This window comes from Qipengyuania polymorpha, assembly GCF_019711435.1.
GTDB lineage: Bacteria > Pseudomonadota > Alphaproteobacteria > Sphingomonadales > Sphingomonadaceae > Qipengyuania > Qipengyuania polymorpha.
Map to the genome: position 1 here is coordinate 79,078 of NZ_JAIGNK010000001.1, position 23,531 is coordinate 102,608.

Here is a 23,531-nt window from a genome sequence, read left to right on the forward strand (position 1 = left end):
CTTTTTCTCATGCGCTCAAGTGAGGTTCTGGCCTTCATGGCCGTTTTGACAGCTACACCTTCGTTGGCTGGCGAACCGTTGACGAAAGAGAAGCTCGATGCGCGCGATGCATCGGGGCTGGTCGAATTACTGCTCGAGCCGGCAACCGCACGCGAAGTCGTGGATGCCACTGTCCAGCCATTGTGGGGCCCGCCCGACACTTGGCGCGCCACCTTTCTCGGCCGCGCGCAGCCAATTGGCACCGACACCTGCTTACGCAAGCGCTTCTGGGTTACGCTGACGGGTACGCCTGACGGCGAATTCATCCGAAAGGATATGCAAGAGACCGAAGACCTCGTGGTGCTGCAGCCGGGCAAACGCGCTACACTTGCGTCGTGCGCGACAGCGGAAGGTTACGTGAACGCCGCTTATTTGGCGAACCGCTTCTATCAGGTTGCGACCTACCGAATGTTCCGGCGCATGATGAGCGATGCGGCCGGCAAAGGCTCGTTGTCCTTCAGGCTCAGGTGCAGCGACAAGGGCGGTGATGCTTGCTCCGACCCTCGTGCTGCGCTTGCCAGCTTGCCGGTAGACAAGCTCTTTTCCGTCAGTGTCCTCAATGTCGAGAAGCGCCAGATGGAAGGCATGAGCAAGGGCGTGTTAACGCATCCGCCTATCGCTATCGGCAAACCCTATACCGTCGAGATCTCCTTCGGTCCGTCCGGAAACGACAGCAAATCGTGGCGCGTTTACTGGACGATGGTGCCGGATAAGAAACCGGTGGTCGAACTCAAGCGGCAGACCGTCTATTATCACTGAGGGCAAAAGAAAGGGCCGAGAGCGTTAGCTCCCGGCCCAGTGCGACCCTGAAATTCGGTGGCTCCAGGGGAACCGTAAGCGCAGCTTATTCGGCTGCTTCACCTTCTGCCGGTGCGTTCGCTGCCATGGCAGCGTCGATTTCGGCATTGGTGTACTTGGCCATCAGGCCGTGGTCGCCGGCGGTGAAGTGGCCGCGCAGCAGGACAACGACGTTGGTTTCGTCGCCGCCGCGCGCGATGGTCACTTCGTCACCTTCGATGAGGGTGATCGTGCCGAGCGGTGCGTGGTCAGCAGCCATGGCCGATGCGCCGACAACGAGTGCCGCGTCGAGCTGTGCCTTGGCGGCTGCAATCTGCTGGTCGATCATGCCGTCGAGCATCGCCTTGGTGGCGGGAAGCGTCAGGCCGGCATCGCTTTCGACATACATCGAAGCGGGCAGCGGGATCTTGTGCTTGCCGGTGTCGATGATGGCATTGCCGCCTTCGATTGCAACGACGGTGCCGACGGTGTTGCCTTCGGGGCCGGTGACCGTGGCGCCTTCGACGATGCCGTTGGCCAGGGCCGGGGTTGCGATAAGGGCGACGGAGGCAAGAGCCAGCTTCGCGAATTTCATGTTCATCTCCAAGACGTGTTCAACTCAATCGCTCCTGACGCGCGGATGCACGCGGCGGTTGCGAAACTAAATAATGAGAGCGGCAACGAGAGTGGATGCCCCGCCAATGGCCGCTTGCCCCCTTCCCGAGGAGCGGCCCGCTCTATGGCAAGGCGATTGCTGCAGTGCAACCGTTGCTGCTCCCTTATGCTGCATTGCAGCTTAAGCGAAGATGAAGATGGAAAAAGCCGCCGTTAAGGTATGGCGGTTAGGCAGCCACGGCTTATAGATATTGCTCGATTTATTCAGGGGGGTCGAGGGTCGCGATGAACGAACAGTCCGTGGACAAGGCGCGCGCGCTTGAGCCGCTGTCCTATCATGCCGCCGTGCAGGACTATCTTGCAGAGCACGAACCTGCCGTGTGGGACAAGGGCTCTGGCGGCATGTCCGAGGAGGAACTGGCCGAACTGCGCGATACCATGCTGCGCAACACCTACCGGCTGGAGGAGGCGGGCCATCCGCAGGTTTTCGCCGCGCTGAGGACCGCGATGGAGCGGCTTGGCATCGACGCTCCCGCCACGCTCTACCAGGCTAACGACGGCACGATGAATGCCTCGCTCTTCTATGTGCCGGGCGAGGTCCATCTCGCCTTTTTCGGGCCCATCCTCGAAAAGCTGTCCGAGGCCGAACTGCTCGCGCTGATGGGGCACGAACTGTCGCATTACCTGCTATGGCAGATGGACGAGGGCGCGCATTACCGCACCAGCCGCATCTTCGACCAGGCGCTGTCCTTTGCCGACGCCAAACCCGCGCACCGCGAGACCGCGCGGCTGCTGAGCCTTTACACCGAACTCTTCGCCGACCGGGGCGGGGCCATTGCAGCAGGCGACACTGCGCCCGCCATCGCCGTGCTGGTCAAGACGATGACCGGGCTGACCTCGGTCGACCCTGAAGCCTATTTACGGCAGGCGGAGGAGCTGGAGGCCAAGGGCGGCAAGTCGCAAGGCCATTCGCATCCCGAGGTCTACCTGCGCGCTCGTGCCCTGAAGCTGTGGTGGGAAGGCGACGCGCAATTGGGTGACTGGCTCGAAGCGCGTGTGCAGGGTCCGCTCTCCATCGAGAGCCTCGACCTGATGGGCCAGCACCGGTTGACGAGCCTGACGCGTGGTTTCCTCGCCCGCATGTTATCCGAAGTGGAGGAAGGCTCGGACGAAATCGTCACGCAGGTAAAGGCGGTCTTCCCCGATTTCGCACATGGAGAGGAGCGGCTCGACCTCGCCGAAATCTCGGTCGAGAAAATCGACGATGCCACGCGCGACTATTTCATCGCGCTGATGTTCGACCTCGCCATGGCCGATAGCGACGCGACCGATGTGGTCATGCTGGCCGCGGCCAAGACCGCCGCGAGCATGGGCGCCACCGAGCGGCTGAAAGCTTCGCTGAGGCGCGACCTCAAATGGACCAAGACGCGGACCGACAAGCTCGTCGCCCAGGCGGAGAAGGCGGCATGAGCATGGACCAGTCCCCCGAAACGCAGCCCGAAACCGCAGCCCCGCCGATGGAGGCAGGTGCCGTGAAGCCGCTGCGCGACGTGCTCTCGCAGACAAACCAGCTGCCGCCCGACGACCTCGTCCACGCCATGCTCGGCCTGATGGTCGAGGTGGCCGAAATCCACGCAGAGGGCAGGGTTGCCAATATCGGCTTCGACAATGTGGTCGAGGCCGCCGACGGCACGCTGGCGCTGGTGAACAAGGAAGGCGAGCAACCGCACTCGAACCTGCGCGCCATCCATGCCGTCCAGCCGCAGGTTTCCAGCGCGCTGAAGCTGGTCGGCAATTACCGCGTGACGCAGGACGAGGAGCGCGGGACCAGCGTCGACGACCTCTCCGTGCTCGACGGCGACGAGGTGGAAGTGACCGAGCCGGTCTACATCACCAAGCTGCGCAACTGGGAAACCGAGCTCGGCCATCACGACGAGATTACCGATGTTTTCCAGCTTGGCATGGTCATGGCCTGCCTGGCCTGCGGGCTGGACCCGATGGAGTTCGAGGACATCGAGCGCTTCTCGATGAACCGCGACAACCTCTTCGCCATCGCGCCGCGCCTGCATCCGGTCATCGCCTCCCTCATCCTCGAAGCGACGCATCTCAACCGCCACGAGCGCGCGACCGATGTCGCCGAACTCGCGCGCCGGCTCGACACATGGCGCGACCAGCCCGCCGGTATCGAGGTCGAGCGCGTCATGGCGGAGGCGCAGGGCGTGCCCGGCCGCCGCGCCGCCGTGCTCGCGCATTTGCGCGACCGGTTGTTCGACCTCTCGCGCCGCAACCGCCTGATCCATTTCCGCGCCACGCAAAGCTCCATCAATTTCACCGATGCCAGCATGCCCATCGTCATGCGTATCGAGAGCGTGCGCGCGGATTCGCTGTGCACGTGGAAGGGCAAGTTCGTCGACGACGTGCTGGCGGGCGCGAAGGTGCCACTCAATCGCTGGCTGCGCTTCGAGGACCAGCCGCAAATCCCGAGCCAGCTCGACCGCATCATGCAGGAGAACCGGCGCAACAAGAACGAATACGGCTTCTCCAGCCTGCGCCTGACGGTCGCCTTCCTGCACTGGCACAACCTCAAGGAAGCGCCCAACGAGCGCATCACTTCGCCGCTGCTGTGGCTGCCGGTCGAGGTGACCAAGCGCAAGGGCGTGCGCGACCGCTATGTGATGACCTGCGCGGAGCCGATTGCCGAGTTCAATCCGGCACTGCGCCATATGCTGCGCCAGCTCTACGATATCGAACTGCCCGAGACGGTCGACCTCACCGAAACCAGCATCGACGCCATCCACCAGGCCATCCGCGCGCAAATCCACGAGAGCGAGCCGGGCGTACGGCTGGAGATGCAGGAACGGCCGCAAATCCAGATGATCCTGCGCCGCGCGGTGCAGCGGGTGAACAAGTTCAACCGCCGCCGTTCGGGCTCGAAACAGACCATCAGCGCCAAGGCCGATTTCAGCTATTCGCGCGACGATTACCGTCCGCTCGGCCTCGCCCTGTTCGAGAAATTCGTGAAGCCCGACCCGCTGCCGCAGCGCGTGGCCTCAGGGGGCAGGGCGCAGCCGAAGCGCGAGTTGATGGTCGCCGAAACCGAGGCGCAAACCTATGGCACGGTGAAGGGCGCGGGCCACAAGTTCAGCTGGGAAATCGACCTTACGCAGGTCACGCTGGCGAATTTCAATTACAAGAAGATGTCGCTCGTGCGCGACTACAACGCGCTCATCGAAACGCCCGAGACGCAGCCCGCTTTCGACCAGGTCTTCTCCATCGAGCCGCGCCCCTTTACCGAAGGCGCGCCGCCGCCGATTGCCCCTGCCGAGCAATGGGGCGTGGTCGCCTCCGACGCGACGCAGGAACAGGCGGTCGCCTTTGCGCGCACGGGGCGCAGCTACATCATCCAGGGCCCTCCCGGCACCGGCAAGTCGCAGACGATTACCAACCTGATTGCCGACTATGCGGGGCAGGGCAAACGCGTGCTCTTCGTGTGCGAGAAGCGCGCCGCGCTCGACGTGGTGTTCCACCGCTTGGGGCAGGCGGGGCTCGACGGCCTCGCGACCATCATCCACGACAGCCAGGACGACAAGAAGGAATTCATCGCCGACCTGCGCGACCATTACGAGCGCTGGGGCAAGAATGCCGACGGGCTGGAAGAGGCAAGGGCCGAGCGCGAGCGCACCGTCGCGGCGCTGGAGGAACATGTCTCCCAGCTTGCGGCGTTCGAAAAGGCCGTGGGGGCCAGCGACACCGAGGGCGAGATACCCTTGCGCGACCTCGTCCGCCGCGCTGCTGCCCTGCCGCCCGCGCCGCAGGGCGTGGGGGCTGCCGAGCGCGAGACGCTTCCGGGTCTCGGCGCGTGGGACGCCGCCCGCCCGATGGCCGACCGCGTCTTCCGCGCGCTGTCCGAAATCATCGGCGTGAGCGACCTCGCCAGCCACCCCTTCGCCCGTCTCGCGCCCGCGTTGGTGCAGGGCGAGCGGCCCTATGCGGTTCTGGAGGCGGCCATCCTTGCTGCCGAGAACCAGCTCCAGCGGCTCGACCCGCTGGTGGAGGACAGCCAGCTCCCGCTTTCGGGCGCGACCCCGCTTGCCGAAGCGCGCTCCGCGCTGACGCTCGCCGAGCGCATGGTTGCGACCGGCCTTGCAACCACGCCCGGCCTGCTCGACCCGCTCTCGCCCGCCTCGCAGGCGCTGCAGGGCGACCTTGCGCGGATTGCGACGCTCGAAGCGCGCGAGAAGGCTGCGGCAGGGGAAGCCAAGGGCTGGCAGGAGCCGCTTTCACCCGCCGATACCGCCGCCGGTCTCGAACTCGCGCGCGCCAAGGAAGGCTCGCTCTTCTCCTTCTTCAGCGGCCCGTGGCGCGAGCTTAAGAAGACCGTGCAGGCTCGCTATGACTTTGCTGCCCATGCGGTGAAGCCGAAGATTGCCGCCGTGCTCGAACTCCTCGCAGCACGCCACCAGGCCGCCGCGGCGGTCGAGGAAGCCCAGGGCGAGGTGCAGGCACGACTCGGCACATCGGACCTGCCCGGCCTGCTCGAATTGAGGCAGGAACTCGCCGACACCGCGCAGGACGGCGCGCCTGCCAAGGTCGCGGCTCTCTCGAAGAGCGGCGACGGTGCGCATGCGCTGGCGCGCCTCGGGCAGGGCGCTCCTGCCATTCGTGCGCTCGGCGAGGCGCTGGACGGCGCGCTTGCCGGTATCGACACGCTGACGCTCGACGAGCTGGCCGAACTCCTGCGCGATTTGCGAGAGGCGCTCGACGATCTGCCCGACCTGCTGCCTTTCCTCTCCGAGGTCCACGGCGCCGACCGCCGCGTGGCGGGCGTGCTCACCTCCATGGCGCAGCCGCTGGCTCAAATCGAGGCGTTGGTGATCGACGAGGCCATCGCCGCGCGCGAGCGGGCCAATCCCGACATCCGCCGCTTCGACATCGACCGCATGATTGCCCTCTCGCGCCGTGCCAGCGCCGCGCGCGAGCTGCTGCGCGACCAGAATGCCGCCGCCATCCGCGCAACGCTCCACCGCCAATTCCGCGATAATGTGAAGCTGTCCGAAACCTCGGTCACCCAGCTCGACAACGAGGGGAGGGCCTTCAAGAAGGTCTACGCCACCGGCCGCCGCGAGCTGGAGCACGAGTTCGGCAAGTCGATGCGCTATAAGTCCATCCGCGAAATGGCGAGCGGCGACAGCGGGCGCGTGGTCAACGATTTGAAGCCCATCTGGCTGATGAGCCCGCTCTCGGTCTCCGACACGCTGCCGCTCGAGCCCGAACTGTTCGACGTGGTCATCTTCGACGAGGCCAGCCAGATACCCACCGAGGACGCCGTGCCTGCGCTGTGCCGGTCGCGGCAAGTGGTCATCGTCGGCGACGAGATGCAGCTGCCGCCGACCAGCTTCTTCTCCGCGACGCTCAACGACGAGGACATGGAAGTGTTGGCCGAGGAGGATGGCGAGCAGATTGCCATCGTGCTCGACGCCGACAGCTTGCTCTCGCAGGCCGCGCGCAACTTGCCTGCGACCCTGCTGGCATGGCATTACCGCAGCCGGTTCGAAGCGCTCATCAGCTTCTCCAACGCGGCTTTCTATGCCGGCCAGCTCGTCACCATTCCCGACCGCACCCTGCGCGCGCAGCATGAGGGCAGCGCGCCGGTGCAATCCGACAGCGAGGAAGCGTGGGCCGAGGGCGCGAACCGCCTGCTCTCCGCGCCCATTACCGCGCACCGGATGGAGGACGGGGTCTACGACCGCCGCTCGAACCTGGCCGAGGCGCGCTATATCGCCGGGCTGGTGCGCGACCTGCTCGCCCGCGAGACCGGGCAGAGCATCGGCATCGTCGCCTTTTCCGAAGCGCAGCAGACCGAGATCGAGGACGCGCTCGAGCGGCTGGCGAACGAGGACAAGGACTTCGGCGCGGCGCTGACCCGCGAGATGGAGCGCGAGGAGGACGGCCAGTTCGCCGGCCTCTTCGTCAAGAACCTCGAAAACGTGCAAGGCGACGAGCGCGACATCATCCTGATGAGCGTCTGCTACGCGCCGGGCCGCGAGGGCAAGATGGTCATGAATTTCGGACCCATCAACCAGCGCGGCGGCGAGAAGCGTTTGAACGTCATCTTCAGCCGTGCCAAGCGCCACATGGCCATCGTCAGCTCGATCCAGCCCGAGCAGATTACCAACATCCACAATGACGGCGCGCGGGCGTTGCGCAGCTTCCTTGCCTTTGCCGAGGCGCAATCGGCGGGCGCGCATGACAGCGCGCAGGCGGTGCTCGGCACGCTCAATCCTGATGCCGCGCGGACCTTCGATGCCGGGTTGCCGCCCGACCCGGTGCGCAGCGCGATTGCCGAGGCGCTGCGCGCGCGCGGACACGAGGTGCACGAGCATGTCGGCGGGGCGAGCTTCCGCTGTGACATCGCCGTGGTCGACCCCAAGGGCGGAGGCTACGCGCTCGGCGTGCTGCTCGACCGCGAAGGCACGGAAGAAGCTTCTATCGAGGAGCGCTTCGTCTTCCGCCCCGGCATATTGCGCGCCTTCGGCTGGCGCGTGGTCGATGTGCCGGTGACAAGCTGGCTGCGCGCCCGCGAACCGGTCATCGAACGTATCGAGCAGGAGCTGAAACGCTCGAGCTGGGACCTCGCCGACGGCGACCCGCTGGCGGGCACCTCGCAGCCCGCGCCGCCGCCCAGGCCAGCGCCGGTGTCGGTCCCGGCGACTGCGCCGGGCGAGCCGGAACCGCCGAAGCCGCCAGAGCCCGAACAGGCAGGCGGCATGACCGAATACCGCCTCGTCGCGGGCGCCTCGAACAAGTTCTGGCGCATTGGCGTAGAGGGGACCGACCTCACGGTCGAGTTCGGCCGCGTCGGCACCAAGGGCCAGCGCGTGGTGAAGAGCTTCGAGGACGAAGACCGCGCGCGGCGCGAGATGAACAAGCTGGTGCTCGAAAAGACCCGCAAGGGCTACGAGGAGTTCGGCTGAGATGGATGCGCTCGACCCTCAGTTGGTGAAGGCGGCGCTGCTCTTCGCCTGCTTCGTGCCGCTGCTGGTGGCCAACCTTCGCAGCGGGACCGTGCCCAACGTCCTGCTTGGCATCCTGCTGGTGGTCGGCGTGGTGACAACCATCCTGTTCGGAACGCTGACACCGGGAATGCTGGTGTGGTGGGGAGCAGGTTTCATCCTTTTCCTCCTCGCGGCGGCCAAGGGGATGATACCGGGCGGGGTGGCAAAGCTGTTCATCGCGCTGCTGCCGTGGTTCGACTTCCAGCCCTACCTGCTGGTCGTGGCCATCGGCATGGGGCTTGCCGCAATCATCGGGAAAATGCGCGGCGGGAACGCGCTGGTCGTCCCGCCGATGATGGTCGCCGCACTGGGTGTGACGCTCTTTCCTCTATTGGGTTGAACCGGAACTGCGGCTGTCATTGAGGTGCTTTACCAAGGGCGCCTGCACCGACCGGTGCTCGATCTTGCTCGACAGGCGCAGGACCGAGTGGCCGATATCATCGCCGCCCATGCCGATGAGCGTGGCGATTGCCGCATTGGCGATGACCTTGGAGCGCATCCCGTCGTCGCCGAAGCTGATATAGGTCCCGGCGCCAAGAGCGGTTTTCTCTAGGCTCTCAATGGCGCGCGCGCGGTCGGGCAACAGTGCGGTCAGCCAAATAACGCCGCGCAGGAAATCCTCGTTCTCGACGCTCAGGCGGAGCCAGCCGCCGAGCCCGCCATAGTGGCTGGCGCCGTTGGCTGCCTTGTAACTAGGATTGGGCATGTCGAGCACGCCGGTGGTAAAAGTATTTCCCTTGTAGCTGTGGTCGTCGAGCCGGACGAGGCTTGGGCGCAGAACGAAAGACAACCCCGATGCCTGTCCGTCGCCGCTGGCGACGACGATGCCGATCGCGCGTCCCAGCGCCGGGATGTCGTCCGCATGCTCTTGCGGCCATTCGGGATGGGTCTTTTCCAGCTCCTCGATGGCCCTGACGAAACGCTCGCCATTGCAGACTTTCGTATAACCTTCGCGGCCCAGCGCGGGCGTGTGGAACAGTTCGAGCCACGCGTGCACGCGCTCTTCCACCTCTTCCAGCCCGACCGCCTCGGCGAGGCCAAGCGTTTCCTTGTTCCATGCCTTGGTCGCGCGCGGCGAGCGGCGCTGGGTTATGAGTTGTTCGACCAGTGCGGTCCAGGCGGGGTTCTCGAGGTCGGCGAGGACATCGAGGCCGGGTATCTGGTCCTTCCCCCAGTGATAGCGCGAATAGGCGACGGCACCGTCGATGGCATCGGGCAAATCGCGATAGGCGGCAGGCTTGGCCCAGCCGTTGCGCTTGCCATTGTGTTCTTTCAGCGCGGCGACCGGCTGGCCGCTGGCCTTCCACTTGGCGAAATCGGGCTGGACCTCGCCGCAGGCAGGCCAGTGCTCCGCAAAGGCAGCGGCGTTCTTGCCCCAGTCGGGCTTTTTCGAGCCCTTCGTCTCGCGGCGGATTTCGTCGAGCGTGACAGCGGTTTCGGCAAGCAAGTCCGCCCAGAACTGCGCATTGGGCCGTTCCCCGTCGGAGAACTCCCACTCGTTTTCTGCGCCTTCGCAGCGCTGCATCAGGAGTTCGGTCGCGCTGACCTCCACCCCTGCTAGCTTCTCCAGCTTCTCGGCGCGGCCGAGCATCTTTTTCTTGTCGGACTTGCTGTAATAGCGGTCTCTCTCGCGGATTTCCGCTGCCATGGCCGCGATGTCCTCGCAATCGCCCGAGGACAGGTAGGCGCCCTGCTTGATGGCGCTGTTTATCAAGCCAAGCATCTTGGCGAATTTGTCATCGTAATAGGACGCGTTGCGAAACTCCTTGATGCCGGTGAGGAACGACAGCAACCCTCCGAGGTCTTCGGCTTTCACCTCGACATCGTATCGCAGCACGTCATCCCGGACCTTCGCTATCACCTGTTCGCGCGGGGTCCTGTCGCGAACGGGCAGGGCCAACCCGTTCTCCTCGCGGGTGACGGCAACGAGCAACTCTCCGCGTTCTTCAGGTGCCATATCGCGAATGAATTCCCACGCGAAATCGGCAGGCGAGCGGCGATAGGTACTTTGACCCTTGGAGGCGAACATTTGCTCACAGTCGGCTATCAGCCGGTCGAGTGCATTACCGTCGCTGCGCGAGCGGAAGCTGCCGCGCGACTGCGGCGCGGCGCCGGCGATATTCTTCTTGCCGAAAACCTTGCCGCCGAAAATCCCGCGGCCGATACTTGCGAAACCCATTGCAAACCCCCTTGCCTTAAATATTCGCATAAAGGGGCGAGGTTGCAAAAGGATTTATAGGGCAGCGAGTTCGCTTTCGAGCAGTGCGAGAACGCGCGTCCGGTCCGGGAAACCTTCCTCGACCCATTTGCGCTCTACCGCCTGAAGCGTCCTGGCGACCTGCGGCCCCTTGGCCACTCCGCGCTCGACGATTTCGCCGCCTTTCAGGGGAAACTGCGGGGCTTCCCAGCCCTCGAGCACACTGGGGTCGGCGCGGGTCAGCAAGAGCCGGTCGCGGGCGCAATCGACGCCTTCGTAATAGGCAAGCGCCAGCGGGGCATCGCCATCGCGCATGTCGCGGGCGGCGACGCAGGCGAGGCGTTCGCGCTGGCTGCGCGAGAGGCGCAGCCGGGCGGAGACGGCTTCCGCGACCGCAGGCACGGGCGGCAGTAGCGCGGCGAGGCGGCGCATGGCATCGGGCTCAACGCCGAATTCGCGCTCGGAGCGGATGAGTTCGGCAAGTTTCTCTGCCTCGCGCTTGCCGCTTTCGGGCAGCACTTCCTGTAGCACGCCCAGCTCGCGCATCATGAAGATGGTCGGCGAGGGGTCGGGAAGGTTCAGCAGGTTCTGCAATTCCCAGCCCACCCGCTCGCGGCTGAGGCCCTTCAGCGTCGAGGCCAGCTCCCCGCAGGCACTCGTCGCCTCGTCGTCCCAGTCATCGCCGAAGCGGGTCTGGAAGCGGAAGTAGCGCAGGATACGCAAATGGTCTTCGCGGATGCGTTCGCGCGCATCGCCGATGAAGCGCACGCGGCCTGCCTCAAGGTCCTCGACCCCGCCGAAATAGTCGCTGATTTCGAGCGTTTCGGGATGGGCATAGAGCGCGTTGATGGTGAAATCGCGGCGCGAGGCGTCTTCCTTCCACTCCTGCGCGAAGGCCACGGTTGCACGGCGCCCGTCGGTCGAGACATCGCGGCGCAGCGTGGTGATCTCGACATTGCCGCCTGGCAGGATTGCCGTCACCGTGCCGTGGTCGATGCCGGTGGGCACGGTGCGGATTCCCGCTTCCTTGCAGCGGTCGATGACCTCTGCAGGCAGCAGCGGGGTGGCGCAGTCGATATCGTGGATGTCCTTGCCGAGCAGGCTGTCGCGCACCGCGCCGCCGACATAGCGCGTGTTGTCCGCACCCAGCGCGGCGATGAGCTGCGCAAGGTCTTCGCGCCGGGTCCAGTCTGCTTGGGGCAATTGCGTCATGGCGCGTGCCTTTAACCGCGTCAGCCCAGCCACGCCAGACGGCGCGAGAGATTGATGCAGATGGCCGCAGTTACGCCCCAGATCCGGTAACCTTCGTGGTCCATCTCGTAATAGCAGCGGTTGGCGCCTTTCCAGAAGACCTCGTTCTCGTTCCAGCGGCTGCGGTCCATGAGGAGGTCGAGCGGCGCTTCGAACCAGCTTTCCACCTCGCGCGGGTCGGGGCGGATGGGAAGGTCGGCGGGCACGGTGGCGAGCACGGGGGTGATGTCGAAGCCGGTGCCGGTCTGGTAGCGGTCGGTCGTGCCGATGACGCGCACCTGTTCATGCGCGATGCCGAGTTCCTCCCATGCTTCGCGCAAAGCGGCTTCGACGGCGTCCTCACCCTCATCGATTTTGCCGCCGGGGAAGGCGACCTGGCCCGGGTGGTCGCGCATGGTGCGCGGGCGCTGGGTGAGGAGGACGGTGGGGTCCTCGCGCTCGGTCACGGCGATGAGGACGGCGGCATCGGCGGTGCGGTCGAGGTCGGCAAAGCGCGCATCGGACAGCAGGCCGTCGAGTTCGCTGGCGTGACCCTGCTCGAACAGTTCTGTCAGGCGGTCGAAGAGCGAACTCATGCGGGCAGGAGCGAGAAGGTCTCGCCGCCGCTGGTGACGGTCCAGTCGTCGCCCTCGGCGAGCGCGATTTGCGCCAGTTGCTCGTAGGTCGAGCGGTTGAGCCGGGCCTCGCAGCCGCGCCGCACGTGTAGGTAGAGCGCGGGCTTCTCCGCATCGCCCTCGGCGCGGAGGCGGTTTTCGGGACCGGCCACCACCAGTTCGTCGGTATTGAGGCGGAAGGCTAGATCGCCGTCCACCCGGCTCACGTCGGTGGCAATGAAACAGGCGTCCTCCACTTCGATGGAGAGCTTCTGGTAGGGCACGACCAGCCAGTAACTGCCGTCTTCCTCGCGGTTGAGCAGGCCGGAAAAGGCGCGCACCATGGCTGGGCGTGTAATCTCGCTACCGTCATGAAGCCATGTCCCGTCGGCGCGGATGACCATGTGGCTGTCGTCTGTATTTTCGGGCGACCATTGCTCGACCGGCGGCAGGCGGCGCTCCGCCACGGCCTCGGCGATGTCGGCGAGGCTCATTCCGGCGAGTTCGGGGGGCGGGGTATAGACCATTGCAGGGACAATGGATGGCGCGGGTCTTGGTGCCGCGCAAGTCCCTGCGCGCGAGTGTTCTCTAGCGCGCGGCTTCGCTCGTCTCTTCGGTCCAGGGGCCGAGCATTCCTTCGGGCGGGAGGATCACGGGATTGCCCGTGCGGAGCAGCAACCGTTCGCGCTCGAAGGGGCCGGGGCAGTGCCAGCCGCCGGTATGTTCGGCAGTGAAGTTCCACTGGCCGTAATAGTCCGCATCGCCGATGAGCACCTGCGGGTAGGGCGGCGCGCCGTCCTCGAAGGCCGCGTCTATCGCGCCGAGGCTCGCCGCCATCAGCGCCTTGCCGAAACCTTCGCCCTGCCGCCCGGGCATGACCGCAACCGGTCCCACCATGATGATCGGGTGCGGGCGGCCCTTGGGGTCGGTCAGCGCGACCGGCCATAGCTGGATCGAGCCGACGAGATAGTCTTCCTCGTCAAGCGCGGCGAAGCTGAGGCCGGGGAGCCAGTCGCTGCCCTCACGGATGCGATAGGCGGTGCGCGCATGGCGACCCTCGCCAAAAGCGGCGTCGAGCAATTGCTCGATCAGCACGGAATCGACCGCGGAGAGGGGAACCAGTGTCGCCATGGGCCGCGGCCACTAGGCGTGCGCGCGCAGCCTGTCGATGAAATTCGGCTTACTTGGGGCGAAGCTCGAGCAGCCTGCCGCCTTCGCCATCCTCCAGCACCCACAGCGCTCCGTCGGGGCCTTCGATGACCGAGCGGATGCGCTTGCCCATGTCGTAGCGGGCGACTTCGCGGGCGGTCTCGCCGTCGATGCTCACGCGGATGAGCGCCTTGGTCTTGAGGCCCGAAATCATCGCATCACCCTTCCATGCGCTGAACAGTGTTCCGTCGAGGATGGTCATGTTGCCGGGCGCAATCACCGGGGTCCAGCCGACCACGGGCTTGGTAAAGCCGTCGTCGGGCGAGTGATCGGGGATATTGCTATCGTTGTAATTGATGCCGTTCGAGCGCAGCGGCCAGCCGTAATTCGCGCCGCGCGCCACGAGATTGAGTTCGTCGCCGCCCTTGGGGCCATGCTCGACTTCCCACAAGCGCCCGGCCGCGTCGAAATCGATGCCGAGGATGTTGCGATGGCCGTAGGACCAGATGTCGTCACCCCACGGATTGCCATCGGCTGGCGTGCCGTCGAGGTTCAGGCGAACGATGGTGCCGAGATTGTTGGAAAGGTCCTGCGCAGGGTCCTTTTGCTGCCGGTCGCCGCTTGCGACATACATGTATTTCTCGTCCGGGCTGAAGACGATGCGGTGCGAATAATGCCCGCGTCCGGAGGTCTTGTCCTGCCGCCAGATGACGTCGAGCCCGGTGATGGCGCAGGTCTGGTGTTCCTCGCACAGGAGCTTGCCGCGCCCGACGACGGCGCCGCGCGTGTCGCCCGGTCCAGCTTCGGCCCAGCTGAGGTAGATGGTGCGGCCCGAGATGTCCGAACTCGCCTCACTCGGCAGGAAGGCGACATCGCCAAGCCCGCCCTGCCCGCCGTAGTCGACCTCCGGCACGCCTTCGAAGAAGATGGCGCGCTCGTTTTCGACATTCTTGCCCCTGATTGTGCCGCTTTTCTCGGTGATCACGATGACATCGGTGCCCGGCACGAAGGCCGCGGCCCAGGGCTCGTTGTAAGTGCCGCGCTCGGTAATCGAGAAAGGAGTACCGTCTTGCTCGATGGGGGCGGGCGTGGAAGTCGCTTCGCCCGCCTCTTCACCGGTGGAATAGCCGCTGCCGCAACTTGCGAGCAGGGCAACAGGCGATAGGGTGGCGGCAAGGACGGTAAGGCGTTTCATGTTTTCAGCTACTCCCGAAAATGGTCTGGGCGATGCCCCGCTGGTAATCGGCGTGGACGAGGCCGGGCGTGGGCCGCTCGCCGGACCCGTGGTCGCTGCCGCGGTGGTACTGTGCAAGCCCTGTCCCGGTGGCCTCGACGATTCCAAAAAGCTCTCCGCTGCCAAGCGTTCCAAGCTCGAGCCGCAAATCCAGTCGCGTTGCGCATGGGGCCTGGCGGTGGTCGAGCCGGAGGACATCGACCGCCTCAACATATTCGGCGCGACCATGCTGGCGATGACGCTGGCGACGCAGCGCTGTGTCGGGGCGCTTGGGCAGGAACCGGTCGAGGTGCTCATCGACGGGAACATGACCCCGCATGGCCGCCGCGAGGAATGGCGCTGGCCCGCGCGCGCCATCGTCGGCGGTGACGGCAAGGAGGCTTGCATCTCGGCTGCTTCCATCCTCGCCAAGGAATACCGCGACCGCATCATGGTCGAGGCTGCGAAAGCCCACCCCCAATACGGCTGGGACAGCAACAAGGGATACGGCTCGAAAATGCACATGGAGGCGCTGCGCCTCCACGGCCCGACGCCCTTGCACCGCCGCAGCTTCGCGCCGGTCAGCCAGATGGAATTGCTCTAGGGCGCGAAGGCCTTCGCCCGCAGGGTTTCGATATAGGCCTTGCCGAAAGCTTCGGCGGCATCGTCGTCGCGCGCCATGCCGCCTTCCTGTTCGTTGGCCGCCGACAGCTCGTCCCGGCTGTTGACGCGGGGAAATTGCACCTGCGGGACCGGTACCTCGAGGAAGCGGCACAGGGGCTCCCATCCCTCCATGGGATGGAACACCAGCAGGCGTTCTTCCGGTAGGCTCGCAGCGACCTCGGCATTCCTGCCCTCGAACCACCTGGTCATGAAGGCGCGGTCGCGAATGTCCCCGCCACCGAAGTGGTCGAAAATGACGCCCTTCATCATGTCCCCCGTCGGTGTGCCGACCAGGTGTGCCTGCATCGCGTCGGAAAAGATCGTCTCGCTCACCGATTCAAACCAGCTGTCGGCATCGCGCACGGTCAGCACGATTTTCGCTTCGGGATGATGGTCCGCAAGCTCGCGCCAGTAGGATGCGCCGGGATAATCGACGGTCGCGCGGAAGCCGCGGAAGATCTCGTCCCAATCCGGCCTGCCCTCGACGACATCGAGCCACAGCGGCACCTGGCGGCGGGCATCGGCGAACAGTTCGGCCATGTGGAAGCATGGTCCGAAGCCAAGATGCTCGAGTGCGAATTTCATCGTGAAGGTTGCCGTCCGGCCCACACCTGCACCGATCACATCCAGCCCCATTCCAGCCTCCGTTTCCGAGGCGACCCATCGATTTCGAACATTATCACAGGCGCGTGAGCAATGCGAAAACGAGTTGAGTCCTTCCTGCCACACCCCACCATCTGGAGTCTGTCCGCGCGTCCCGGACTCAATATCTGGTGGGGGACTCGTTTCGTTCTCCCATGGTTAACAATATCTTGAGAGGTAGCGCCTAAATAACTGTCTTGACTGGGAGTCCCTTTGGACTCACCCTGTGGATAACTACGGACAGGGGTAATGATATGGCGGTCCTGGAGACCACGAAGACCCGCGCCACCAAGGCCGCGAAAACCAAGCCGAAGCAGCTTTCGGTCGAGCTCCCGCTGGGGCAAATCCTCGATGGCGACTGCATCGAAGCCATGCGGTCAATCCCCTCGGCCAGCATCGACCTCGTCTTTGCGGACCCGCCCTACAACCTTCAGCTTGGCGGCGATTTGAACCGGCCCGACGGCAGCCACGTCGATGCCGTGACCGACGATTGGGACAAGTTCGACACCTTCTCGGCCTACGACACCTTCACCCGTGACTGGCTGATCGAAGCCAAGCGCATCCTCAAGCCCGACGGCGCGCTGTGGGTCATCGGCAGCTATCACAACATCTACCGCGTCGGCGCGATCCTGCAGGATCTGGGCTTCTGGATCCTCAACGATATCGTCTGGCGCAAGTCCAACCCCATGCCCAATTTCCGCGGCACCCGCTTCACGAATGCGCATGAGACGCTGCTGTGGTGTTCGCAGGGTGAGAAGGCGAAGTACCACTTCAACTACCGCGCGATGAAGACTTTGAACGACGAGCTTCAGATGCGCAGCGACTGGGTCCTGCCGATCTGCAACGGGGCGGAGCGTTTGAAAGAGGGCGGCCACAAGGTCCACCCGACGCAGAAGCCCGAGGCGCTGCTCTACCGCGTGCTGCTCTCGACGACCGAGCGCGGCGACGTGGTGCTCGACCCTTTCTTCGGAACCGGCACCACCGGCGCTGTCGCCAAGCGCTTGGGGAGATCATGGATCGGCTGCGAGCGCGAGAATGTGTATCGCGACGCTGCTCTGAAGCGGATCGAGAAGGAACTTCCGCTCGACGAAAGCGCGCTCACCACCATGCAGGCCGGCCGCAGCGCCCCCAAGGTAGCCTTCGGCGCGCTGGTCGAGAACGGCTTCATCAAGCCCGGCACCGAGGTGTTCGACAAGAAACGCCGCTGGGTCGCAACGGTGCGCGCGGACGGCTCGCTGGCGCATGGCAAGCAGACAGGCAGCATTCACGGCCTCGGCAAGGAACTACAAGGCGCGCCCAGCTGCAACGGCTGGACGTTCTGGCACTACGAGGTTGATGGGGATGTGAAGCCTATCGACGCCGCTCGGCAGTTGTACCTGCTGGCGGTGGAGGATTGAGTGTAGGTGTTAAAAAGAACTTCGGTAATCTCGGTGGTCCCAATTAATGAGTAGCGTCGACGGCAAGGGCCGTAATTGGGTCTCAAGCAATTTTTTCTCAATTGGGTTGGTCTCTTTGTATCTTGTTGTGGGAGCACTCGCTTTCCACGCCGGATCGATAAACTCTGTGAGAACTTACCAGACTCATCAACATCTTGTAGAAGCATCCGAGATTGCGACAGCTAAATGTCAGAATCGCAAGCGAAGTGCACATGTCGAATGCGTGCTTGAGGTCTTAGAAGCTGCTGGTGAAACTAGTAGGTCGGAACAAGACCTTGTTGCGCAGCAGCAGATGGCGTTTTTCACTTTAGTGCTGTCAGTTCTTGGCATGTTGACGTTGGGTGCGACGATTTGGGCGTTGTTCTATGTTCGGGGAACACTTCTCGAAACTCGAAGAATGGCGGTCGATACGAGCGCCATGGCTAAGCAAGCACGACTGTCGACCAAGGCTGCCCGTGCAGCAGTTACGAAAACGCAAATGATCGGTGAGGCACAAGTAAGGTGCTATCTGCATTTGATTTCGGCCCACCTCGGTTTTTCGCCGAATGGTCAGGCTGTTGTAAAATGCTTGATCAAAAATAGTGGGCAATCTCCTGCCAAAAGTGTGCGAGCAAAGGGTGAGATTTGCTTCATCAATGCAAATGTTGATCCTAAGCACGTAACAAATTTCCAATACAATGAACAAATAGATGTTGTTAGTGAAGCAGACATTCCAGCTGAAAGTTCTCAAGAAATTAGATTCATCATTCCCGGAGATATCAGTTTATTAGAATTCGAGAATGTATCCGTTGAAAATCGAGCACTTTTGACCTTAGATGTTGAGTTAACGGCAGTAGACGTTTTCGGAAATACAAATATTTCTTCAGACACTTCTATTTGCTATCCGCATGAACCATTCGAAATAAACGATTGGATCGAATTGCATCGAGACACCCGCCTCGCTGACCTCTGACACAAGAAAGCTTGGCGTTGTTTCCAAACTGGCTTTTGAGCATGACGATTGAGTTGCGAACCATGCGGTATTCCATCCCGCCAGCAATGCGCTAGGGCAGTCCAACCATGACTGACAGCATCTACATCCGCCCCATCGGCCTCGTCCCCGGTCCGCAGTCCGAGCATGGCAATGCCATTCGCCTCGCCGGAGGCATGGTCTATGCCAGCCGCTTTGCCGTGGTCCTGCGCCGTGACGGCAAGATTGCCGAGCGGTGGCTGGCCTCGCCCGATACCATGGCCGAGGTGCTTGGCGGCCTGCCCGACGAGGTGGGCGCTGAGGCCGAACAGCAGTGGGCCAACCTCACCCTCGCGCATCCGGCGCTGGAGCTGGGCAGCCGGACCATCAGGCTCGACCAGCCGCAGGTGATGGGCATTCTCAACATGACGCCCGACAGCTTCAGCGACGGCGGCTCCAACACCGATATCTCCGCCGCGCGCGAGCATGCTGCAACGATGGTCGAGGCAGGGGCGAGCATCATCGATGTCGGCGGCGAGAGCACGCGGCCGGGCGCAAAGCCGGTGTGGGAAGGGGACGAAATCGAGCGCGTCGTGCCTGCTATCGAGGCCTGCGCCGCGATGGGCGCGGCAGTCAGCGTCGACACGCGCAAGGCGGCGGTGATGGAGGCGGCGCTGGCCGCTGGGGCGAGCCTCATCAACGATGTGTCGGGCCTCACCCACGACATGCGCAGCGCCGAGGTCGTGGCGGCTGCAAGCTGCCCGGTGGTGCTGATGCACGCACCCGGCAGCGGCGCCGACCTGCACGAGGGCGGGGACTACGCCAGTGTGGTCTTCGACGTCTTCGACGAATTGCGCGCCCGCCGCGATGCCGCGCTGGAAGCGGGCATTGCCGCCAGCCGCATCCTGCTCGACCCCGGCATCGGCTTCGGCAAGAGCCTTGCCGACAATCTCGCGCTCATGAACGCGCTGCCGCTGTTCCACGCGCTCGGCCACCCGCTGTTGCTGGGTGTCAGCCGCAAGCGCATGATTGGCGCCATGTCGAACGAAGCAGAGGCCGACGCGCGCCTCGGCGGCAGCATCGCGCTGACCACGAAGGGCATGGATGCAGGCGTGCAACTCCACCGTGTCCACGATGTCCGCGACACCGTCCAGGCGCGCAACGTCTGGCGGGGCCTGCGCGACGCGGCGCTGACCGATTTTGCGGATTTGCCGGGTTAATCCCCCGGCGAGGCAGCACTTCCCGCCAGCAGACCGCCGTCGAGCGTGAGCTCCGAACCGGTCATGTAGCCGCTGTCCGGCCCGGCGAGATAGACGCAGAGCGCGGCCACTTCCTCGACCGTGCCGAAGCGCTTCAGGGGGGTGTCCTTGACCATCGCGGCCTTGCGCTCTTCGAGGTCCGGGCCATTGCCGAGAAGCGTTTCCCACATCGGCGTGAGCACCGCGGCAGGATGGATGGAATTGCAGCGGATCCGCCAGCCCTGCTGGGCCGCGTAAAGCGCCACCGACTTGGTGTGGTTGCGGATCGCCGCCTTGCTCGCTGCATAGGCTGCTGCGCCGGGAATGCCGACGATGCCTGAACGCGAGGACATGTTGATGATCGAGCCGGTGCCCTTTGCCCGCATTGCACGCAGGGCATAGCGGCAGCCGAGAAAGCAGCCATCGGTGTTAACCGCGTGGACGCGGTGCCATTCCTCGAGGCTGGCATGTTCGGGATCGTGCGGGCCGGGACCATCTTCGAAGCCGGTGATGCCGGCGTTGTTCACCATCACGTCGATGGCCGGGAAGGCTTGCGCGAGTGCATCCCAGTCCGCCTCGCTCGCCACGTCGAGCTTGTGCCACTCGCAGCCGAGTTCACCCGCGGCACTTCGCCCCTCCGCCTCGTCGATATCGGTCAGTACGACGCGCGCGCCTTCTTCGGCGAAGGCCTTGCACACGGCCTTGCCGATGCCGCGCGCACCGCCGGTTACCACGCAGAGCAGATTGTCGAGCTTTGCCATACCCCGAGGGGTAGGCCGCTCACGCCGCATTGTCGATGCCGAGCTCGTGCAGCTTGCGATAGAGCGTCGAGCGCCCGATGCCGAGGCGGCGGGCGACTTCGGTCATCTTGCCGCGATAATGGCCGATGGCGAGGCGGATGATGTCGGCCTCGATGTCTTCCAGCGGGCGGATGTTGCCGTCGTCCTGGTAGAGCAGCACGCCAAGCCCGCGCGCGCGGCTCTCGCCGCGGTCGGCATCGCCGAGCAGTTCGTTCAAATGCGGGAAGCTGTGCGCGGTCAGCGCCTCGCGCTTCTCGTGGACGCAGGCGCGGAACAGCACGTTCTGCAGCTGGCGGACATTGCCCGGCCAGTCGTAGGCTTCGAGCAGCGACAAGCCGCTGTCGGCGATGGAATGGTGCGCCATGCCCTCGATCTCGCCGATCTTGGCGAGGAAATAGCGGGTAAGTCCGGGGATATCGCCCGCCCGCTCGCGCAAGGGGGGCATGACGATGCGCGTCGCGGACAGTTTCTCGTAAAGCGCCGCGGAGAATTCGCCATCCTCGACGAGGTATTGCAGCGGGCGATCGCAGGCGGCGATGATGCGCACGTCGATCTTGAAGCCATGCGCCGCGCCGGTGGGGCGCACTATCGCACTGTCGAGCACCTCGGCGAGGCGGTCCTGGATGTCGCGGGGCAGGGTGTCGGCCCCGTCGAGCAACAGCGTGCCGGTGTCGCAATGGGCAAGCGCGCCTTCCTGCCGGTCGAATGCACCCGCAAAAGCGCCTTTCTCGTGGCCGAAGAGCATGGATTCCAGCGTATTGTGCGGCTGGCCCTCGCAATTGACGAGGCGGAAAGGTGCTTTGGAACGGCTGGAAGAATGCTGGATGGCCTGCATCAGCATTTCCTTGCCGGTCCCGCTTTCGCCCTCGACCAGCACATGGCCATGCCCGCGTGCGGCGGTGGCGGCCTTGGCCAGCGCGGTGCGGAACTGCGTGTCGGTGCCCACCATCGCGTCGAATTCGAGGATGGGGGAGAGTTTTTCCGACAGGGGCTGCAATTCGTCGCGGATTTCGGTCACGCCCGAGGTGCCCTGGAGCGCATTGGCGAGCCGTTCGGGCACGACCGGTTTGACCAGATAGTCGCTTGCGCCCGCGCGCATCGCCTCGACGGCAAGCAGCGGCGCGCCGCTGGCGGTGAGCATCAGTACGACGCATTCGGGCCGCGCAGCCTTTACCTTGCGGATGAAGTCGCATGTCTTGTCGCCGGTCAGCCTGGTATCGAACAGGACGGTGGCAATGTCCGCGCCCTCTTCCGAGCCGAGCTTTTCGAGCGCGGCCTCGCAATCGACAACGGCGGCCGTGCGCCAGCCTTCGCGCTGGGCGATAGTGGAAATGGCCCGCGCCTGCGCAGGCTCGTCGTCCACCAGCAGCAGGAGACGGCTGTCTTCACTTGCCATGACCACTCACTCCCCATCGCGCAGCCTGCCGGGAAATGGCACGCGCATCTTGGGCGGGACCTTAGGGTAAAGGGGTAAACTTGCGATTAAGCAGCCATGGCGGGCGCGGCGCGGTGGGGACTTGCGCCGCCATGCCCCTTGCCGCCGGGACAAGTGCATTATAGACCCTCGCCCCAACAGACTTTCCAACTTGAGGGTAATACGCACATGGACTCCGCCAACGACCGCAAGGCTCACGAGAAGACCTACGGCAGCTTCATCTCGATGCTGAAGTGGGTTGTGCCCCTCTTGGCAGTCATCACCGCCGTCGTCGTCCTGCTGATTTCCAGCTAATCCACAGGTGCCCATGCGGATCGCGGTGCTGAAGGAGCGCGCGCCCGGTGAAAGCCGGGTCGCCATCACGCCCGAGACGGTGAAGAAATTCGCCGCGCTGGGTGCCACGGTCGCGGTCGAGGAAGGGGCGGGTCTCACCGCCTCGATTCCCGACGGGGCTTATTCGGAAGCAGGCGCTCAAGTCGTCCCAGGGCCGAAAGCGGTCGAGGGGGCCGACATCGTGCTCGGCGTGCAGGCGCCCGACGTCATGGCGCTGGCCGGTGCAAAGCCGGGCGCATGGGTCGCGGCGATGTTCGATCCGTTCCGCAATGGCGAGACGGTCGAGGCCTATGCCAAGGGCGGTTTCGAAGCGCTTTCGATGGAATTCATGCCGCGCATCACGCGAGCGCAGAGCATGGATGTGCTTTCCAGCCAGTCGAACTTGGCGGGCTACAAGGCGGTGCTGACCGCCGCCAACGAATACGGCCGCGCCTTCCCGATGATGATGACCGCTGCCGGCACGGTGCAGGCGGCCAAGGTCTTCGTGATGGGCGTGGGCGTCGCAGGGCTTCAGGCGATTGCGACGGCCAAGCGGCTGGGAGCGCAGGTGAGCGCGACCGATGTGCGCTCGGCGACCAAGGAGCAAATCCAGTCGCTCGGCGCGAAGCCGGTGTTCGTCGAGGACGTCGCGGGCATCGAGGGCGAAGGATCGGGCGGCTATGCCACCGAGATGAGTGAGGAATACCAGAAGGCGCAGGCCGAACTGGTCAGTTCGCACATCGCCAAGCAGGACATCGTCATCACCACCGCGCTGATCCCGGGACGCCCCGCGCCGAAGCTGATCTCGGACGCGCAGATCGCCACGATGAAGCCGGGCAGCGTGATTTTCGACCTCGCCGTGGCGCAGGGCGGGAATGTGGAGGGCTCGCAGCCCGACCAGACGGTCGAGAAGCACGGCGTGAAAGTCGTCGGCTATTCGAACACCGCAGGGCATCTGGCTGCGGATGCCTCGGCGCTGTTCGCGCGCAATCTTTACAATTTCCTCTCGGCCTTCTGGGACAAGGAGGCCGGGAAGCCGGTCCTTGATGAGGAAATCGGCGATGCCGTACGGCTGACGCAAGGCGGGAAGGTCGTTACTGAGAGGCTGGCCGGTTGAACGAAAGCGGCACAGGATACTCCCCCTCTGGGGGAGGTGGCAGCGCAAAG

At 64.4% G+C, this 23,531-nt stretch carries 20 protein-coding genes; 10 read left to right on the top strand and 10 right to left on the bottom strand.

Features of this window, described 5'->3' with window-relative positions:
* Positions 1-9 precede the first annotated feature (9 nt).
* The gene (locus tag K3152_RS00400) at positions 10-798 is read left to right on the top strand and encodes a hypothetical protein (protein WP_221572141.1); all 789 of its coding nucleotides are present in this window, start codon (positions 10-12) and stop codon (positions 796-798) included.
* 85 nt (positions 799-883) lie between these two features.
* Here the strand turns inward: K3152_RS00400 and K3152_RS00405 are convergent, their stop codons facing one another.
* Entirely contained in the window at positions 884-1,411 is a 528-nt protein-coding gene (locus K3152_RS00405) for a hypothetical protein (RefSeq protein ID WP_221572142.1), read from the bottom strand.
* Positions 1,412-1,716: 305 nt separating this feature from the next.
* Here K3152_RS00405 and K3152_RS00410 point away from each other — a divergent pair, with 305 nt between their 5' ends.
* From K3152_RS00410 to K3152_RS00420, 3 genes are read left to right on the top strand one after another with little or no spacing between them, the layout of a single operon-like run.
* Positions 1,717-2,901 (top strand): M48 family metalloprotease, encoded by a 1,185-nt coding sequence (locus K3152_RS00410; RefSeq protein WP_221572143.1) that lies wholly within the window; start codon positions 1,717-1,719, stop codon positions 2,899-2,901.
* Positions 2,902-2,903: 2 nt separating this feature from the next.
* Positions 2,904-8,405: an AAA domain-containing protein gene (locus K3152_RS00415; protein WP_247713091.1), complete on the top strand. Its 5,502-nt coding sequence runs from the start codon at positions 2,904-2,906 to the stop codon at positions 8,403-8,405.
* A 1-nt stretch (position 8,406) separates the two neighbouring features.
* On the top strand, positions 8,407-8,826 hold the full coding sequence (locus tag K3152_RS00420; RefSeq protein ID WP_221572144.1) for a hypothetical protein: 420 nt from the start codon (positions 8,407-8,409) through the stop codon (positions 8,824-8,826).
* On the opposite strand, the gene K3152_RS00425 is transcribed toward K3152_RS00420, so the two are convergent.
* From K3152_RS00425 to K3152_RS00450, 6 genes are all read right to left on the bottom strand, one after another.
* The gene (locus K3152_RS00425; protein WP_221572145.1) at positions 8,815-10,665 is read right to left on the bottom strand and encodes a hypothetical protein; all 1,851 of its coding nucleotides are present in this window, start codon (positions 10,663-10,665) and stop codon (positions 8,815-8,817) included. The genes K3152_RS00420 and K3152_RS00425 overlap by 12 nt on opposite strands.
* A gap of 54 nt (positions 10,666-10,719) precedes the next feature.
* Positions 10,720-11,895: a CCA tRNA nucleotidyltransferase gene (locus K3152_RS00430; RefSeq protein ID WP_221572146.1), complete on the bottom strand. Its 1,176-nt coding sequence runs from the start codon at positions 11,893-11,895 to the stop codon at positions 10,720-10,722.
* 20 nt (positions 11,896-11,915) lie between these two features.
* Positions 11,916-12,509 carry a CoA pyrophosphatase gene (locus K3152_RS00435; protein ID WP_221572147.1) on the bottom strand — a complete coding sequence of 198 codons (594 nt, stop codon included), beginning with the start codon at positions 12,507-12,509 and terminating at the stop codon, positions 11,916-11,918.
* The gene (locus tag K3152_RS00440) at positions 12,506-13,054 is read right to left on the bottom strand and encodes a DUF1285 domain-containing protein (protein ID WP_221572148.1); all 549 of its coding nucleotides are present in this window, start codon (positions 13,052-13,054) and stop codon (positions 12,506-12,508) included. Before K3152_RS00440 ends, K3152_RS00435 begins: the two co-directional genes overlap by 4 nt.
* 61 nt (positions 13,055-13,115) lie before the next feature.
* Positions 13,116-13,658, bottom strand: a complete 543-nt coding sequence (locus K3152_RS00445; RefSeq protein ID WP_221572149.1) for a GNAT family N-acetyltransferase — start codon at positions 13,656-13,658, stop codon at positions 13,116-13,118.
* Between the two features lie 49 nt (positions 13,659-13,707).
* The gene (locus tag K3152_RS00450) at positions 13,708-14,871 is read right to left on the bottom strand and encodes a PQQ-dependent sugar dehydrogenase (RefSeq protein ID WP_221572150.1); all 1,164 of its coding nucleotides are present in this window, start codon (positions 14,869-14,871) and stop codon (positions 13,708-13,710) included.
* On the opposite strand from K3152_RS00450, the gene K3152_RS00455 reads away from it, so the two are divergent.
* Positions 14,870-15,493, top strand: coding sequence for a ribonuclease HII (locus tag K3152_RS00455; RefSeq protein WP_221572151.1), 624 nt, complete (start codon positions 14,870-14,872; stop codon positions 15,491-15,493). The genes K3152_RS00450 and K3152_RS00455 overlap by 2 nt on opposite strands.
* On the opposite strand, the gene K3152_RS00460 is transcribed toward K3152_RS00455, so the two are convergent.
* Positions 15,490-16,188 carry a sulfotransferase family protein gene (locus K3152_RS00460; protein WP_221572152.1) on the bottom strand — a complete coding sequence of 233 codons (699 nt, stop codon included), beginning with the start codon at positions 16,186-16,188 and terminating at the stop codon, positions 15,490-15,492. The genes K3152_RS00455 and K3152_RS00460 overlap by 4 nt on opposite strands.
* 260 nt (positions 16,189-16,448) lie before the next feature.
* On the opposite strand from K3152_RS00460, the gene K3152_RS00465 reads away from it, so the two are divergent.
* The 3 genes from K3152_RS00465 (at position 16,449) to folP (ending at position 19,799) form a co-directional block, all read left to right on the top strand.
* Entirely contained in the window at positions 16,449-17,591 is a 1,143-nt protein-coding gene (locus K3152_RS00465) for a site-specific DNA-methyltransferase (protein ID WP_282098327.1), read from the top strand.
* Positions 17,592-17,637: 46 nt separating this feature from the next.
* Complete coding sequence (locus K3152_RS00470) at positions 17,638-18,582, top strand: hypothetical protein (protein WP_221572153.1); 945 nt, start codon at positions 17,638-17,640, stop codon at positions 18,580-18,582.
* Between the two features lie 107 nt (positions 18,583-18,689).
* Positions 18,690-19,799, top strand: a complete 1,110-nt coding sequence (folP, locus tag K3152_RS00475) for a dihydropteroate synthase (RefSeq protein ID WP_221572154.1) — start codon at positions 18,690-18,692, stop codon at positions 19,797-19,799.
* Here folP and K3152_RS00480 read toward each other — a convergent pair.
* Positions 19,796-20,578, bottom strand: a complete 783-nt coding sequence (locus K3152_RS00480) for an SDR family NAD(P)-dependent oxidoreductase (RefSeq protein WP_221572155.1) — start codon at positions 20,576-20,578, stop codon at positions 19,796-19,798. The two genes, folP and K3152_RS00480, sit on opposite strands and share 4 nt — an antisense overlap.
* 19 nt (positions 20,579-20,597) lie before the next feature.
* Complete coding sequence (locus K3152_RS00485) at positions 20,598-22,013, bottom strand: sigma-54-dependent transcriptional regulator (protein WP_221572156.1); 1,416 nt, start codon at positions 22,011-22,013, stop codon at positions 20,598-20,600.
* Positions 22,014-22,220: 207 nt separating this feature from the next.
* On the opposite strand from K3152_RS00485, the gene K3152_RS00490 reads away from it, so the two are divergent.
* Together K3152_RS00490 and K3152_RS00495 are read left to right on the top strand one after the other, a co-directional pair.
* Positions 22,221-22,346: an aa3-type cytochrome c oxidase subunit IV gene (locus tag K3152_RS00490; RefSeq protein ID WP_221572157.1), complete on the top strand. Its 126-nt coding sequence runs from the start codon at positions 22,221-22,223 to the stop codon at positions 22,344-22,346.
* 13 nt (positions 22,347-22,359) lie between these two features.
* On the top strand, positions 22,360-23,481 hold the full coding sequence (locus K3152_RS00495; protein WP_221572158.1) for an NAD(P) transhydrogenase subunit alpha: 1,122 nt from the start codon (positions 22,360-22,362) through the stop codon (positions 23,479-23,481).
* The last annotated feature ends 50 nt before the right edge of the window (positions 23,482-23,531 follow it).

Coding starts and splice junctions, on each gene's coding strand:
- K3152_RS00400 (WP_221572141.1), top strand. CDS start 10: ATGCGCTCAAGTGAGGTTCTGGCCTTCATGGCCGTTTTGACAGCTACA.
- K3152_RS00405 (WP_221572142.1), bottom strand. CDS start 1,411: ATGAAATTCGCGAAGCTGGCTCTTGCCTCCGTCGCCCTTATCGCAACC.
- K3152_RS00410 (WP_221572143.1), top strand. CDS start 1,717: ATGAACGAACAGTCCGTGGACAAGGCGCGCGCGCTTGAGCCGCTGTCC.
- K3152_RS00415 (WP_247713091.1), top strand. CDS start 2,904: ATGGACCAGTCCCCCGAAACGCAGCCCGAAACCGCAGCCCCGCCGATG.
- K3152_RS00420 (WP_221572144.1), top strand. CDS start 8,407: ATGGATGCGCTCGACCCTCAGTTGGTGAAGGCGGCGCTGCTCTTCGCC.
- K3152_RS00425 (WP_221572145.1), bottom strand. CDS start 10,665: ATGGGTTTCGCAAGTATCGGCCGCGGGATTTTCGGCGGCAAGGTTTTC.
- K3152_RS00430 (WP_221572146.1), bottom strand. CDS start 11,895: ATGACGCAATTGCCCCAAGCAGACTGGACCCGGCGCGAAGACCTTGCG.
- K3152_RS00435 (WP_221572147.1), bottom strand. CDS start 12,509: ATGAGTTCGCTCTTCGACCGCCTGACAGAACTGTTCGAGCAGGGTCAC.
- K3152_RS00440 (WP_221572148.1), bottom strand. CDS start 13,054: ATGGTCTATACCCCGCCCCCCGAACTCGCCGGAATGAGCCTCGCCGAC.
- K3152_RS00445 (WP_221572149.1), bottom strand. CDS start 13,658: ATGGCGACACTGGTTCCCCTCTCCGCGGTCGATTCCGTGCTGATCGAG.
- K3152_RS00455 (WP_221572151.1), top strand. CDS start 14,870: ATGTTTTCAGCTACTCCCGAAAATGGTCTGGGCGATGCCCCGCTGGTA.
- K3152_RS00450 (WP_221572150.1), bottom strand. CDS start 14,871: ATGAAACGCCTTACCGTCCTTGCCGCCACCCTATCGCCTGTTGCCCTG.
- K3152_RS00460 (WP_221572152.1), bottom strand. CDS start 16,188: ATGGGGCTGGATGTGATCGGTGCAGGTGTGGGCCGGACGGCAACCTTC.
- K3152_RS00465 (WP_282098327.1), top strand. CDS start 16,449: ATGGCGGTCCTGGAGACCACGAAGACCCGCGCCACCAAGGCCGCGAAA.
- K3152_RS00470 (WP_221572153.1), top strand. CDS start 17,638: ATGAGTAGCGTCGACGGCAAGGGCCGTAATTGGGTCTCAAGCAATTTT.
- folP (WP_221572154.1), top strand. CDS start 18,690: ATGACTGACAGCATCTACATCCGCCCCATCGGCCTCGTCCCCGGTCCG.
- K3152_RS00480 (WP_221572155.1), bottom strand. CDS start 20,578: ATGGCAAAGCTCGACAATCTGCTCTGCGTGGTAACCGGCGGTGCGCGC.
- K3152_RS00485 (WP_221572156.1), bottom strand. CDS start 22,013: ATGGCAAGTGAAGACAGCCGTCTCCTGCTGCTGGTGGACGACGAGCCT.
- K3152_RS00490 (WP_221572157.1), top strand. CDS start 22,221: ATGGACTCCGCCAACGACCGCAAGGCTCACGAGAAGACCTACGGCAGC.
- K3152_RS00495 (WP_221572158.1), top strand. CDS start 22,360: ATGCGGATCGCGGTGCTGAAGGAGCGCGCGCCCGGTGAAAGCCGGGTC.